Source organism: Nonomuraea mangrovi (assembly GCF_042681425.1).
GTDB lineage: Bacteria > Actinomycetota > Actinomycetes > Streptosporangiales > Streptosporangiaceae > Nonomuraea > Nonomuraea mangrovi.
Genome location: NZ_JBHUFV010000082.1, coordinates 1 through 13,243 on the forward strand (window position 1 = coordinate 1; position 13,243 = coordinate 13,243).

Consider the following 13,243-nt stretch of genomic DNA (forward strand, 5'->3'; position numbering starts at 1 on the left):
CGAGACGGTCTCCTCCGGCCAGACCCGGGCGGCCCTGGAGTCGTTCCAGCGCGCCCTCGACGCCGGGGACCTGCAGGGCCTGCTCGACGTGCTCGCCCCCGAGATCGTCCTCATCAGCGACGGCGGCGGCGTCAAGCAGGCCGCGCCGCGGCCCATCACCGGCGCCGGCAAGGTGGCCCGCTTCATCCTCGGCGGCATCGTCAAGGCCCAGGTCGCGCTCACTGGCGAGCCCACCGTGGTCAACGGCAACCCGGCACTCCTCCTCCACGTGAACGGCGAGATCGACGGCGTCATGACGATCCAGGTCGAGGACGCCCGCATCACCGGCCTCTACTACGTCCGCAACCCGCGGAAGCTGACCCGCATCGCATCCGAGACCCCGCTCACCCTGCGATGAACAAACCGGACCACCGAAGCAAGGGCCGGACAGACGACGGCAGCGCACGCCGCGCTGCCCTGACAACCGTGCTGGACCTGCTCACCAGCCCGCGCGACCTGTACGGCATCGCAAGCGACCCGGCCCGCCGTCCGCTCAACCGGGCGTTCTTCCACCGGCTCTACCTCGACACCGACGACACGCCCCGAGTCGGCTCCGACGACCCCACCGACCCGATCGCCCCACTGCTCCACGTCACCAGGGCCGGAAACGCAAGAGCGGCGGTGTCATCGCTGACACCGCCGCTACTGGTACCTCGGTTACCCGCCACCGCCCTCGAAGAGGGGTGTCGAGTAACACCGCTTGGGTGGAGCTAAGGAGACTCGAACTCCTGACCCCCTCCATGCCATGGAGGTGCGCTACCAACTGCGCTATAGCCCCTTGCGACGTTGGCCAGTGTAGCCGAATCCGCCGCTCACCACGAATCAGCGGCTGTGCAACGCTCTGTCCATGTCGACGGAGATTTTCGAAGAGCATCGGAGGCTTCTCACCGGGGTGGCCTACCGAATCCTGGGGAGCGTCGCCGACGCCGAGGACGTGGTCCAGGAGACGTGGCTGAAGTGGGCGGGGGTGGACCATGCGACGGTCGAGGACGCCAAGGCGTACCTCATCCGCGTCGCCTCGCGCGTGGCCATCGACCGGCTCCGGTGGGCGCGGTCGCGGCGCGAGTCGTACGTCGGGCCGTGGCTGCCCGAGCCGTTCGGCACCACGCCGGACGCGGCCGAGCGCGCCGAGCTGACCGACACCGTGGAGTTGGCGCTGCTGGTGGTGATGGAGACGCTGTCGCCGCTCGAACGGGCGGTGTTCGTGCTGCGCGAGGCGTTCGACCTGCCGTTCTCCGAGATCGCCGAGGTCGTCGGCAGGAACGAGGCGGCCACCAGGCAGCTGGCCAAGCGAGCCCGTGACCATGTGAACGACAAGCGGCCCAGGTTCGACACCGACAGGGCGACGCGCCGGGACATCACCGAGCGGTTCATCGACGCCTCGGCCGGCGGCGACCTCGAAGGGCTGATCGCGCTGCTGTCGCAGGAGGTCACGCTGGTCAGCGACGGCGGCGGCAAGGCTCGCTCGCCGCTGAAGGTGCTGTCGGGCCAGATGAACGTGGTCCGCTTCCTCACCTCGGTCACGACGGCGGAGGGGATGGACAAGTTCATGGCGTCGATCGGGATGCAGGAGCACGGGGGTCTCGAGTTCGTGATCACCGAGCTGAACGGGGGGCCCGCCATGCTGGGCGTCGCCGCGGGCCGGGTGATCTCGGTGGTGTCGCTGGTGATCTCGGACGGGAAGATCGAGACGATCTACGTCATGGCCAACCCCGACAAGATGGAGCACCTCACCCCGCCCTCGTGAGCGCCCGTCCTCCCCGGTCCTGGCCCCGCTCACGCGGAGCCTGGACCGGGCGGAGACCGACCAGGTCGCGGGCCGGCCCTGGAGCGCGGGCCAGGACCGGGACATCGACTTAGGACCGGGACACCGAGCCAGGACCGGAGGCGCCAGGCAGGGAGGCGGGGCGCGCGGCTAGGCGGTACGGCGGGGCCGGTGGACGGGGATGCCCGCCACCCGCACCAGCGCGGGCACATCGCCGCCGGTCAGGTGCAGGAGACGGGCCATGCCGTTGGCCCCGTCGGCCAGCAGCCCCCACAGCAGGCGCTCCCCCGTCACGGGACCGGGCTTCCACATGGCCACCTCGACCGCCTTCCGCGTGTGCGTCTCCAGCGGCAGCACGCCGAGCGGGCCCGACAGCGTGACGCGCAGCGGGTTGGCGCGGGAGCGGCGCAGCCTCCAGAGGGCGGGGTCGTCGACGCCGTGGCGGGTGCGCCGCCGTACCTCGTCGACGTCGATGCCGATCGCGGCGAGCAGCTCGCGGGTGCGGCCGGTGTCGAGGTGGGCGCGGAGCGCCTCGGGGGCGGGCAGGTGGGGCAGCGGGCACTCCTCGGCGAGGCCGAGCAGCAGGAGGTCGGGGGCGAGTGCGGCACGGCCCGCGTCCATGGACAGCAGTCCCGCGCGCATCACGGCGCGGCGGGCGGGGTCGGTGAATCTGGCGAACACGGCTACCTCCCGATCCTGCGGGCGTGCTTGCGGTGCGCGGACTGCCGCCTGACGCCCAGCACGTCGGCGATCTGCTCCCACGACCAGCCCTGCGCCCGTGCGTTGGTGACGTGGACGGCCTCCAGTTCCTCCAGCAGGCCGCGAAGCGCCGCCACCGCGGCGAGCCCCACGCCGGGGTCCCTGTCTCCGGCCGCCTCGGCCAGTTCGGTGACGTTCATAGGTGTCAGCATGTGCTGACAAGCGGGTGCTTGTCAACACAAGCTGACATCCCCGAAGGTAACGGGCCTCGCCGTGAGGCGCGTCAGGCGAGGACGCCGTCGCGGGCGACGACGCGGCCCGCCTTCAGCACCAGCGACCTGACGGGCCGGACGCAGACCGCCTCGGCGGCGTTACGGGCGTCGACCACCACCAGGTCGGCGACGTCCCCCACGTCGAGGCCGTAGCCGGCGAGCCCGGTGACGCGCGCGCCACCGTACGTCGCCGCGTCGAGGGCCAGCTCGATGTCCTCGTCGAGCGGCCCGGTCTGCTGGGCCTGCAGCAGCGCGCGGTCGAGCATGCATCCGGTGCCGAACGGGCTCCACAGGTCGCGCACGCCGTCGTTGCCCAGCGTCATCGCCACGCCCGCCGCCGCCAATTCCTTCAGCGGCATGGCGCGCCCGGGCGGCGCGATGGAGGCGATGGTGATCCCCGCCGAGGCCAGCCCGTCGAGCAGTTCGGCCCGTACGTCCGGCGCCGCGTCGCTGAGAGCGAACCCATGGCTGACGGTGACCTTGCCGTGGAGCCCGAGCGCCCTGGTCCGCTCGATGATGAGGCGGTACTGCCACTCGCCGAGCGAGCCACGGTCGTGCAGGTGGATGTCGACGCCGACGCCGTACTTCTCGGCGAGCCCGAACACGACGTCGAGGTGCTTGGTCGCGTCGTTCTCGAGCCCGGCGGGGTCGAGCCCGCCGATCAGGTCGACGCCCTGCCTGAGCGCCTCCTCAAGGAGCCGGTCGGTGCCGGGCGCGATGAGCAGGCCCGCCTGGGGAAAGGCGACGAGCTGGCCGGTGATGCGGCCCTCGTGGCGCTTGAACGCCTCGCGGACGGCGTCGACGGCGTCGAGGCCCATGACGGTGTCGACGTCCACGTGCGTGCGGACGTGCGTGGTGCCGAGCGTGATCATGTTCTCCAGAAGGGCGGAGATGTAGTCAGCGCTGGGGATGCCGAGCTCGGGTCGGCGCTCCTGGCCACCACGGATCTTGCCCATGAGGCCGGGCGCGGAGCTGTGGGACGTCCAGGGGCCGCCCCACAGCGTCTTGTCGACATGGGCGTGGCCGTCGACGAGGCCGGGGATGACGAGCTTGCCGCCCAGGTCCTCGACGTCGGCCGGGCCCGTGAGCCCGGCCCCCGTCCTGGCGATGCGCCCGTCCCTGATCAGTACGTCGGCGAGGCCCTTGCCCCAGAGGTTGGCGTTGCGCAGCAGCAGCTCGGTCGTCATGCGATTAATGGTATACCGCTAAGTCCGGAACGGTGTCCTCAGGCTCCGGGGGCGACGCTGGTGCGCATGGTCAGCGCGCTCCCGTCCTCCGACCGGTTCAGCGCCACGGTCACGGTGCCGAGCTGGGAGGTGCGCTCCACGTGCGTGCCACCGCACGGGATGGAGACCTCCCCCTCGGGCAGCGCGCAGTGCCAGGTGCGCCGGGCGGTGAGCCCGGGATCGGGCACGTCGATCCAGACCGGCGCGTCGGCGCCCACCCATGCCTTGAGCGTGTCGTTGACGCGTGCCGAAACCACGTCGAGGTCGAGCCCCTCGGCGGAGAAGCCCTTCTTGCGCAGCGACTTGCCGAGCCGGTACTCGTCCAGGCTGCCGTTCGGCGTGATCCTGGAGGAGGTGATCGCGCTCTGGTCGAAGTCGGGGTGGCCGAGGGCGTCGGGCCTGGCCTCCTTACGCCAGTGCGCCGCAAGCGCGGCGTTGAGGGCGAGGGCGGCCAGGTGGCAGGCGGTGTGCCCGGCCGACAGCGACCGGCGGTAGGCGGCGTCGACCGAGAGCTCGACCTGGGCCCCGACCTCGACAGGCGCGTCGGTCACGTGCACGACCAGCCACTCCCAGCCCTCCGTGCCCCGCCGTACGGGGATGTCCTCGCCGAGGAAGACCTCGCCGTCGGCCGACATGGCGCCCGTCACGCAGTCGACGACACGAAGCCCGCCGATCGTGCCCAGATCGGCGGGCTGGTCGGGCCAGGTGTGGTCGAGCGGGTGGAAGGGCGTCAGAGCGGTGACGAGGCCGTGCCGCACCCCCACCGACACGGACCCGACGATCTCCGAATGCCCGCTGACCTGGCCTTCTGGGAAAGTGACAACAGTGGATCTCACACCGCTATCTTCTCAGCCCTTTCCTGCTCGACACTGGCGGGGCGGCGGGCGCCCTCGTCCTCCAGGAAGCGGTTGCCTCCGGCGTACCAGCCGGTGAGCAGCTGGACGCCGACGACGGCGAGCATCATCAGGTACGGCACCTGCCAGCCGCCGGTGGCCTGGTACAGCACACCGACCAGGAGCGGGCCCGCGCCGGCGATCAGGTAGCCCACGCTCTGCCCGAAGGCCGACAGCGCCGCGGTGGCGGAGGCGGTGCGGGTGCGCAGCGCGAGCATGGTCAGCGCCAGCGGGAAGGAGCCCATGCCGATGCCGACGAACAGCACCCACACCCACGCGGTCGACGACGGCGCGAACCACAGGCCGAGGAAACCGACCACGTAGAAGCCCACCAGACCCGCGACGACGGGCCGCTGGTCGCGGAACCGCGTGGCCAGCGAGGGCAGCACCAGCGAGACGGGGATGCTGAGCGCGGTGAAGACGCCGAGGATGACCCCGGCCTCACTCGTGGTGTAGCCGCCGTCGGTGAGGATCTTGGCGAGCCAGCCGAACATGATGTAGGCGATCATCGACTGGGTGCCGAAGTACACGGCCACCGCCCACGCCAGCTTGCTGCGCACGAGGCGGCCGGGGCTCGCCTCCGACCTGCTGTTGTCCCGCTCCGGCTCACTGCGCAACAGCGCAAGCCACGGAATGGCGGCGACAACCGCTAGGGCCGCCCACACGCCGAGCGCGACGTGCCAGTTGCCGTCGGTGGCGCGCTCGATCGGGACGGTGGCGGAGGCGGCGAGCATGGTGCCCACCGCGAGCGCGGTGGTGTAGACGGTGGTCATGACCCCCGCGCGGGCGGGGAAGTGGCGCTTGATCAGGGTGGGGATCAGCACGTTGCCGACCGCGCCGCCGGACAGCGCCACCGCGCTGCTGACCAGGAACACCGGCGCGGAGTCGACCGACGCCCTGATCACCAGGCCGACGCCGAGCGTGATCAGCGCCAGCAGCAGCAGGCGGTGCTCACCGAGCCTGCGGGCGAGCGTCGGGGTGATCGCGCCGACCGTCGCGAAGGCGAGCACGGGTAGGGTGGTGAGAAGTCCCGTGCCGACACTTGACATGCCCAGACCTGCGGCGAGCTGGTCGAGCAGGGGGCCGACGCTGGTGACGGCGGTGCGGAGGTTGAGCGCCGCGAGGACGATTCCCAGCACGAGGAGCCAGGCCAGTGAGCCGGTTCTGCCGCCTCTGGACTCTTGGGTGAGCACGCTCATGCGGGACCAATTCCTCCAGTTGTTGAATCATGGGATGACTTGATGAGTCACCAGCCTAACAGGAGTGAAACACCCGTTTATTCCTGATCCCTGAGAGAAAACCCACCGTGGGGCGGATGTTCGTCTGCCGTCCACGGACGCTTCCCCAAGCCCGCACCCCGTGGGCCGGACATGAGAGAGCCCCCATCCCGGGGGTGGGATGGGGGCTCGGGGACCCGCTCCTCGACGGACCGGACGGCGAAGCCCGGCCCTTCTCGCGTCCGCGTGTCCGCGCGTTCACGTGAGGACGCCACGGGGGCCTTGTGACGCGGCGCCCCACGCGCCCGCCGGACGGCGCGACGCCGTGCGAAGAGCGAAGCCGTACAGGAGGCGACCCCGTCGACCGGCGACGGCCGGTCCGAACGGGATGCCGTGCGACGAGCGGTCAGAGGATCGGACCGGGGGCGGGCGGCGGCTCCTCGCCAGGACGGCGCCCGGCGGGAGGGACGGGGCCGGGGCCTGGAGGGGGAAGCGGCACCTCCGGCGGGTAGTCGTTGCCGACCGTGCCGGGCGGCATCGGCTCGCCGTACCCTGCGCCGGAGCCGGACCCGCGGTGGTGCTTGCCCGGCACGTCGCCGCGCCACGAGCCGGTCTCGCCGCCGCGTGCCTCGATGTAGTCCTTGAACCTGTCGAGGTCGCCGCGCACCCGCGCGCGCACGATCTGCAGCCAGTCGCCGACGGTCTCGACGAAGCCCTCGGGGTCGTACTCCATCTGGAGCGTGACCCTGGTGGTCGTGTCGTCGAGGCGGTGGAAGGTCACCACACCGGCCTGGTGCGGACGGTCGACCGAGCGCCAGGCGACCCGCTCGTCCGGGTGCTGCTCGGTGATCTCCGCCTCGAACTCCCTGGTGACACCCGCGATGTCGACCAGCCACTGGGTGCGCGTGTCGGTCAGCTGTTTGACCGACTCCACACCCTCCATGAACTCGGGGAAGCTCTCGAACTGCGTCCACTGGTTGTATGCGACGGGGACGGGGACGTTGACGTCAACTGAATGTTCGATGGTGCTCATGGATTCGTGAGCTGCCCGTCAGCGGACGGAGCTAACGCCTGCGCAGCAACCAGTAGAGGCCGACGAGCGGGAGGACAAGGGGAATGAACAGGTAGCCCTTGCCGTAACCGGACCAGACCGTGTCGTGCGGGAAGGCGGCGGGCGCGAGCAGGCTCGCCGTGCCGATGACCAGGACGCCGGCCAGCTCGATGCCGAGTGCCCAGAGGGCCAGGCGGCGCGCTCCCCGGGCGAGGGCCACGGTCAGCAGGATGTAGACGGCGGCGGCGAAGGCCGACAGCGAGTACGCCAGCGGCGCCTCGCCGAACTTGGTCAGGATCTGCACGGCCGCGCGGGAGCCGGCGGCCAGCGCGAACAACCCGTAGAGGGCCAGCAGCGCACGCCCGGGGCCGCTCGCGATGCCGACGCGGTCGCTCATGCGACGCCCTGCCAGATCTGCAGCAGCCGTCCCGTCATCACCGCGATCGCGAACCCCGTGACGACCAGGATCGCCGAACCCCACCTGCTGCGCTCGGCCAGCGCGAGGAACACGCCCGCCGGCGGGATGAGCGCGGTGCCGGCGAGGTAGCCGAAGAGCGTCGCCTTCTCCTCCGGCCCCTGCCCGCCCGCCACGGCGGCGAGCGCCACGCCGGCCTGCACCAGAACGGCCACTTCGAGCACGGCGAAACCGATCAGCAGGACCATGCCCATCGCGCGGTTGCGGATCGCGACGATCAGGCTCACCAGGGCCAGCAGCAGGGCGGCGACGATCACGCAGGTCGCCAGGGTGGTGTTCATCGCGGGACAGGCTACCGCGCGCCCAGGCCGGTCTCGATACCGTCCAGCAGCCAGCCGAGCCCCTGCTCGAAACCGGCCGCGTCCGGCTCCGCCTTCATGGCCTCGCTCAGGCGGGGGAACTCGCCCGTGGCCAAGAGGTCGGGCAGGTGAGGCTGCCGGTCGCCACCCGCGACACCCATGCGCGGCGAGGTGCGGACGATGTGGCCGAGGACGTAGTCGTCGACGGCCGCGAGGATGCGCAACGCGACCGTCCTGTCGATCTCGAGGCCGTCCAGCGCGGCGAGGGACTGCTCCAGGTGACGCAGCCCGTTCGGGCCGACGTTGACGCGCTGGGCGACGAGGTCCACCCGCCAGGGGTGCCTGGTGACCGCCTCCAGCTCCTTGCGGGCGATCGCGAGCAGCGCCTCGCGCCAGCCGGCCGGGAGCGGCTCGTCGACCAGCACTTCGGCGCTGACCTGGTCGGCCATCAGGTCGAACAGGTCCTCCTTGCGCTCGATGTAGGTGTACAGGCTCATCGCCCTGGCGCCGAGTTCGGCGGCCACGCGGCGGATGGAGACGGCGGCCAGCCCCTCGACGTCGGCGATGGCGATGGCGGCGGCCACGATCGCCTCGCGGGAGAGCGCGGGGCGGCGCGGGGCTTCGGGGCGGGACCAGACGTTCACCAGGCCAGCATACGGCGTACGCCAAACCGCTACACTGTACGGACGATGCGCTACAGTGTACGGATGACGCTACGTCGTACGTCTCTCGTCGTCCTCCTCGGCGTGATCATGACGATGCTCGACAGCACGATCGTCAACGTCGCTCTGACCGCGCTGGCCCGCGACTACGACACCTCGCTCACCACCATCCAGTGGGTCGTCACCGCCTACCTGCTGGCCCTGTCCCTGACCGTTCCCATCACCGCGTGGGCGATCGGCCGCTTCGGTGCCCGCGCCGTCTGGCTCGTCTCGCTCGTGCTGTTCGCCGGAGGGTCCGCGCTGTGCGCCGCCTCCTGGTCGGTGGGCAGCCTCATCGCCTTCCGCGTGATCCAGGGCCTGGGCGGCGGGCTGCTCATGCCGGTCGGCCAGAGCATGCTGGCCATGGCGGCGGGAAAGGAGCGCATGGGCACCGCGATGGCCTGGATCTCGATCCCCTCGATGCTCGCGCCCGTGTTGGGGCCGTTGCTGGGCGGCGTGATCGTGGACGCGCTCGACTGGCGCTGGATGTTCCTGGTCAACCTGCCGATCAGTGCCGCCGCCCTGGTCGCCGCGCTGACGCTGCTGCCCCGCTCCCCCGCGCCCGGCCCCAGGGCACGGCTGGACGCGACCGGCCTGGCGCTGCTGTCACCGGGGCTGGCCCTCCTGATGTACGGCGGGCCGCCCGCGGTCGCGGGCGCGGCACTCATGGCCTGCTTCGCCGTGCGCGCGGTCAGGACCGCGCAGCCGCTGCTCGACCTGCGCCTGTTCGCCGACAGGACCTTCAGCTCCGCCGTGGTCGCGCTGGTGTGCTACTCGGCGGCGGTGCTCGGCGTGACGGTGCTCGTCCCGCTCTACGCCCAGCTCGCCAGGGGTGGCGACGCCCTCGACGCGGGCCTGCTGCTCGCGCCGATGGGAGCGGGGGCCGCCCTCACGATGGCGCCGGCCGGCAGGCTGACCGATCGCACGGGCCCTCGAGGCGTCGGCACGGCGGGCATCCTCCTCGCGGCGCTGGGCATCGTGATCCTCGTCGTGTCCGACGCACCGTACGTCGCGATGTTCGTGCTGGGCCTGGGCCACGGCATGGTGGCGCCGTCGCTGTCCGCCGCCGCCTATCGCACCCTGGACCAGGGCGCGATCCCCTCGGCCACCACGCTCATGAGCATCGCGGTGCGGGCGGCGGGGCCGTTCGGCGTGGCCGGGCTGACGGCCGTGCTGCAGGCGGCCACGTTCACGGTGACGTTCTGGAGCGCGCTGGCCCTCGTCGCGATCGCGCTGGCACCCGTGCTGCTGCTGCCGCGGGCCCGCGCATACGATTGATGGAGTGGAACGCATTCTGGTCAGCGCCTGCCTGATGGGTCGCCGCGTCCGTTACGACGGCGGCGCCAAGACCAGCACGGACGCCCTGCTCGCCGAGTGGCGCGAGGAGGGCAGGCTGGTGCCCTTCTGCCCCGAGGTCGAAGGCGGGCTGCCGACGCCGCGCCCGGCCGCCGAGATCGAAGGCGGGGCGGGCGGAGCCGCCGTCCTGGCGGGAGCCGCCCGTGTGCTGGCCACCGACGGCCAGGACGTCACGGGCGCCTTCCTCGCCGGAGCGCAGGCCGCGCTCGCGGTGGCGGGCTCCTTCGACATCAAGATGGCGATCCTCAAGGAGGGCAGTCCCTCCTGCGGCGCGCTGGCCATCTACGACGGCACCTTCCGCGGTCGCAGGCTGCCGGGCCAGGGGGTCACCACCAGCCTGCTGGAGCTGCACGGCATCAAGGTCTTCACCGAGGAACACATCGCCGAGGCGGGCGACTACCTGCGCGCTCTCGAGGCGTAGAGCGACCCTGCCAGGCCCAGCACGAGCAGGGTCGCGATGATCCGGTGGTACCAGTCGTTCAGCGGCGTGGACTCCCCTCCCGCGAACGTGATGGCGACGACGCCGAGCAGCACGCCGCCCAGCGCGACGGCGTGGCCGAGCTGCAGGCCCGTCCACGCCCACGGCCTGCCGGCGAGCGCGCCGTACGCGCCGGCGAGCAGCGCGGTGCCGCAGACGGTCTCGACGACGACGGCGGGCGGGACCACCGGCTCGGTGACGGGGCCGATGGCGATGCCCGCGTGCAGGACGGCGCCGAGGTAGAAGCTGACGGCGTAGACGACGGCGAGCACGGCGAGGCTGTTCCTGAGAGTGTTCACAGCCCCACGCTGGCAATCCGGCGGCCCGGCGGAATCCCCCGGGCGTGGGCATCGCGGCTACACCGCAGGGCGTACCGATAGGGGGCGGGTTCCTCCCGCTACCATGGCCGGCTTGACCCTGACACCGTGTCAGGCGCTACCTCTGAGGACATGGAGCCCATGAAGCGCATCACGCCCGGCGAAGCCGGTTTCGCACCCGACCTGGAGGAGCGGCTGGCGGCCAGGTTCGGCGATCTGCACGGGTTCGTGGTGCTCAAGGACGGCAGGCTGCTGTTCGAGCGGTACGGCGAGGGCGAGGACCAGTCGTGGGGCGTCTCCCACGGGGTGGTCTCCTTCGGTCCCGGCACGCTGCACGACCTCAGGTCGGTGACCAAGAGCGTCGTCAGCCTCCTGTACGGCATCGCCCTGGCCGACGGCCTGGTGCCCGCGCCGCAGGAGCCGCTGCTGGCGCACTTCCCCGAGTACCCCGACCTGGCCGCCGACACGCGCAGGGCGGCGTTGACGGTCGAGCACGCGCTGACGATGACCCTCGGCGTCGAGTGGCGTGAGGACCTGCCGTACACGACGCCGGAGAACAGCGAGATCGCGATGGAGCTCGCGCCCGACAGGCACCGCTTCGTGCTGGAGCGGCCGATCGTGGAGGAGCCTGGACGACGGTGGCACTACTGCGGCGGCGCGTCGGCGATCGTGGCCAGGCTCATCGTAAAGGGCGCCGGCGAGCCCCTGCCGGACTTCGCGCGCAAGCGGCTGTTCGAGCCGCTCGGCATCGGCTCCTTCGAGTGGCTGGCGGGCGACGACGGGGTGCACTCAGCGGCGTCGGGCCTGCGGCTGACGCCGCGTGACCTGGCCAGGATCGGGCGGGCCGTCCTCGACGGCGGAGCGGGTGTCGTCCCCTCGTCGTGGCTCGACAGGGCCCTGCGCCCGCACGTGGAGATCGACGAGGGCGCCGCCTACGGCTACCAGTGGTGGCTGGGCACGGGACGGCCGCCGTTCGCCGCGGGCAACGGCAACGGGGGCCAGCGGCTGGTCGTCTACCCCGATCTCGGCCTGGTCGTGGTCATCACCGCGGGCCGCTACGACTCCCCTGACGCCTGGGAGACCCCGCAGGCCGTCCTGGACGAGCTGTTGCGGGCGAGATCCCAGGTTTGACCCGCGCCACCAGGGTGCTCGGTGTCAAACCCGGGCGGCGGGGAAGCTCCAAGACATGTTCATCGATCGCGCGGACGCGGGGCGGCGACTCGCCGCGCAGCTGCGGCACCTGGCGAGGGAGAATCCCGTCGTGCTGGGACTGACGCGCGGTGGGGTGCCGGTCGCCTTCGAGGTCGCCAAGGCGCTCGACGCGCCGCTGGACGTCGCGCTCGTGCGCAAGCTGGGCGTGCCGGGCAGACCCGAGCTGGGGTTCGGCGCCCTGGGCGAGGACGGCGTGCGTGTGCTGGACGAGTCCGTGATGCGGGCGGCCGGCGTGACGTCCGAGGAGGCCGCGAGGGTGGCCGAACGGGAGCGGGCCGCCATCGAGGAGCTAGCGGCGCGCATCAGGACGGGGCGGGCCAGGGTTCCGCTGGCCGGCCGTACCGTCATCGTGGTGGACGACGGGATCGCCACCGGCGCGACGACGAGGGCGGCGTGCGGGGTGGCCAGAGCGCACAGGGCGGCGAAGGTGGTCGTGGCGTCGCCGGTGCGCGCGCCGGGCACGGCGCTGCCCGACGCCGACGAGGTCGTCTGCCTGAGCGAGCCGCAGGGGCTGCGGTCCATCTCGGAGTGGTACGACGACTTCGGCCAGGTGAGCGACGACGAGGTCATCGCCCTGCTGGACAGGGCGGCCGTGGCCGCCCCGCACGAGACGGTGTCGGACACCGACGCCTTCGAGGGCGAGGTGGAGCTGACCGTGCCACAGGGCGCCGGCGGGATCGTGGTGTTCGCGCACGGCAGCGGCAGCGGCAGGCACAGCCCGCGCAACCAGCGGGTCGCGGCCACGCTCAACCACGCGCGGCTGGGCACGCTGCTGTTCGACCTGACCCGCGAGGGCGAGGACGTCTTCGACATCCCGCTCCTCGCCGAGCGGCTCCTCAGAGGCACGGCGTGGGTGCGCGAGCGGATGCCGGCGGCGCGGATCGGCTACTTCGGCGCCAGCACGGGCGCGGCGGCGGCGCTGCTGGCCGCCGCCGAGCTGGGCGACGAGATCGCCGCCGTCGTCTCGCGCGGAGGGCGCCCCGATCTGGCGGGCCCGCGCCTGCCGGAGGTCACCGCGCCGACGCTGCTGATCGTGGGCGAGCGCGACCAGCAGGTGCTGGGCCTGAACCGCGCGGCGCAGCAGCGGCTCCACTGCCCGAACAAGCTGGAGATCGTGCCGGGCGCGACTCACCTGTTCGAGGAGCCGGGCACGCTGCAGGTGGTGGCGGAGCTGGCCAGCGCGTGGTTCGTGCGGCACCTCAACCGGTGAGTTCTCATTCCGCCACGAAAAACCGGAACCTTT

General features: G+C 71.9%; 17 protein-coding genes and 1 tRNA gene. 7 read left to right on the forward strand and 11 right to left on the reverse strand.

Features of this window, described 5'->3' with window-relative positions:
- The coding region (locus ACFSKW_RS48545) for a sigma-70 family RNA polymerase sigma factor family protein (RefSeq protein WP_465264728.1) at positions 1 to 397 on the forward strand (397 nt) is incomplete at its 5' end.
- Positions 398 to 465: 68 nt separating this feature from the next.
- Positions 466 to 753 (forward strand): hypothetical protein, encoded by a 288-nt coding sequence (locus tag ACFSKW_RS48550; protein WP_379581534.1) that lies wholly within the window; start codon positions 466 to 468, stop codon positions 751 to 753.
- Here the strand turns inward: ACFSKW_RS48550 and ACFSKW_RS48555 are convergent.
- Positions 745 to 817: transfer RNA gene (locus tag ACFSKW_RS48555), tRNA-Ala, on the reverse strand. The two genes, ACFSKW_RS48550 and ACFSKW_RS48555, sit on opposite strands and share 9 nt — an antisense overlap.
- Before the next feature lie 69 nt (positions 818 to 886).
- Here ACFSKW_RS48555 and sigJ point away from each other — a divergent pair.
- The gene (gene sigJ / locus ACFSKW_RS48560; protein WP_379581536.1) at positions 887 to 1,786 is read left to right on the forward strand and encodes an RNA polymerase sigma factor SigJ; all 900 of its coding nucleotides are present in this window, start codon (positions 887 to 889) and stop codon (positions 1,784 to 1,786) included.
- 168 nt (positions 1,787 to 1,954) lie between these two features.
- Here the strand turns inward: sigJ and ACFSKW_RS48565 are convergent, their stop codons facing one another.
- From ACFSKW_RS48565 to ACFSKW_RS48605, 9 genes are all read right to left on the reverse strand, one after another.
- Positions 1,955 to 2,485 carry a Clp protease N-terminal domain-containing protein gene (locus ACFSKW_RS48565; RefSeq protein ID WP_379581538.1) on the reverse strand — a complete coding sequence of 177 codons (531 nt, stop codon included), beginning with the start codon at positions 2,483 to 2,485 and terminating at the stop codon, positions 1,955 to 1,957.
- A 2-nt stretch (positions 2,486 to 2,487) separates the two neighbouring features.
- Positions 2,488 to 2,703 carry a helix-turn-helix domain-containing protein gene (locus tag ACFSKW_RS48570; protein ID WP_379581540.1) on the reverse strand — a complete coding sequence of 72 codons (216 nt, stop codon included), beginning with the start codon at positions 2,701 to 2,703 and terminating at the stop codon, positions 2,488 to 2,490.
- An 83-nt stretch (positions 2,704 to 2,786) separates the two neighbouring features.
- Positions 2,787 to 3,962 carry an amidohydrolase gene (locus ACFSKW_RS48575; RefSeq protein ID WP_379581542.1) on the reverse strand — a complete coding sequence of 392 codons (1,176 nt, stop codon included), beginning with the start codon at positions 3,960 to 3,962 and terminating at the stop codon, positions 2,787 to 2,789.
- Positions 3,963 to 4,000: 38 nt separating this feature from the next.
- Complete coding sequence (locus ACFSKW_RS48580) at positions 4,001 to 4,837, reverse strand: alanyl-tRNA editing protein (protein WP_379581544.1); 837 nt, start codon at positions 4,835 to 4,837, stop codon at positions 4,001 to 4,003.
- Positions 4,834 to 6,093: a CynX/NimT family MFS transporter gene (locus ACFSKW_RS48585; RefSeq protein ID WP_379581546.1), complete on the reverse strand. Its 1,260-nt coding sequence runs from the start codon at positions 6,091 to 6,093 to the stop codon at positions 4,834 to 4,836. The genes ACFSKW_RS48580 and ACFSKW_RS48585 overlap by 4 nt, the downstream gene beginning before the upstream one ends.
- Positions 6,094 to 6,517: 424 nt before the next feature.
- Positions 6,518 to 7,144 (reverse strand): SRPBCC family protein, encoded by a 627-nt coding sequence (locus tag ACFSKW_RS48590; protein WP_379581548.1) that lies wholly within the window; start codon positions 7,142 to 7,144, stop codon positions 6,518 to 6,520.
- Between the two features lie 31 nt (positions 7,145 to 7,175).
- Positions 7,176 to 7,559, reverse strand: a complete 384-nt coding sequence (locus ACFSKW_RS48595) for a hypothetical protein (RefSeq protein WP_379581550.1) — start codon at positions 7,557 to 7,559, stop codon at positions 7,176 to 7,178.
- Positions 7,556 to 7,918, reverse strand: a complete 363-nt coding sequence (locus tag ACFSKW_RS48600; protein ID WP_379581552.1) for a hypothetical protein — start codon at positions 7,916 to 7,918, stop codon at positions 7,556 to 7,558. Before ACFSKW_RS48600 ends, ACFSKW_RS48595 begins: the two co-directional genes overlap by 4 nt.
- 11 nt (positions 7,919 to 7,929) lie before the next feature.
- Entirely contained in the window at positions 7,930 to 8,580 is a 651-nt protein-coding gene (locus ACFSKW_RS48605) for a TetR/AcrR family transcriptional regulator C-terminal domain-containing protein (RefSeq protein WP_379581554.1), read from the reverse strand.
- A 63-nt stretch (positions 8,581 to 8,643) separates the two neighbouring features.
- On the opposite strand from ACFSKW_RS48605, the gene ACFSKW_RS48610 reads away from it, so the two are divergent.
- Together ACFSKW_RS48610 and ACFSKW_RS48615 are read left to right on the forward strand one after the other, a co-directional pair.
- Positions 8,644 to 9,915: an MFS transporter gene (locus ACFSKW_RS48610; RefSeq protein WP_379581556.1), complete on the forward strand. Its 1,272-nt coding sequence runs from the start codon at positions 8,644 to 8,646 to the stop codon at positions 9,913 to 9,915.
- 4 nt (positions 9,916 to 9,919) lie between these two features.
- Entirely contained in the window at positions 9,920 to 10,414 is a 495-nt protein-coding gene (locus tag ACFSKW_RS48615; protein ID WP_379581558.1) for a 2-thiouracil desulfurase family protein, read from the forward strand.
- Here the strand turns inward: ACFSKW_RS48615 and ACFSKW_RS48620 are convergent.
- Positions 10,390 to 10,770 (reverse strand): hypothetical protein, encoded by a 381-nt coding sequence (locus tag ACFSKW_RS48620; RefSeq protein ID WP_379581560.1) that lies wholly within the window; start codon positions 10,768 to 10,770, stop codon positions 10,390 to 10,392. The two genes, ACFSKW_RS48615 and ACFSKW_RS48620, sit on opposite strands and share 25 nt — an antisense overlap.
- A gap of 159 nt (positions 10,771 to 10,929) precedes the next feature.
- On the opposite strand from ACFSKW_RS48620, the gene ACFSKW_RS48625 reads away from it, so the two are divergent.
- A complete protein-coding gene (locus ACFSKW_RS48625) occupies positions 10,930 to 11,919 on the forward strand; it encodes a serine hydrolase domain-containing protein (RefSeq protein ID WP_379581562.1) in 990 nt (329 codons plus the stop codon).
- 55 nt (positions 11,920 to 11,974) lie between these two features.
- Positions 11,975 to 13,210, forward strand: a complete 1,236-nt coding sequence (locus ACFSKW_RS48630) for a phosphoribosyltransferase family protein (protein ID WP_379581564.1) — start codon at positions 11,975 to 11,977, stop codon at positions 13,208 to 13,210.
- The last annotated feature ends 33 nt before the right edge of the window (positions 13,211 to 13,243 follow it).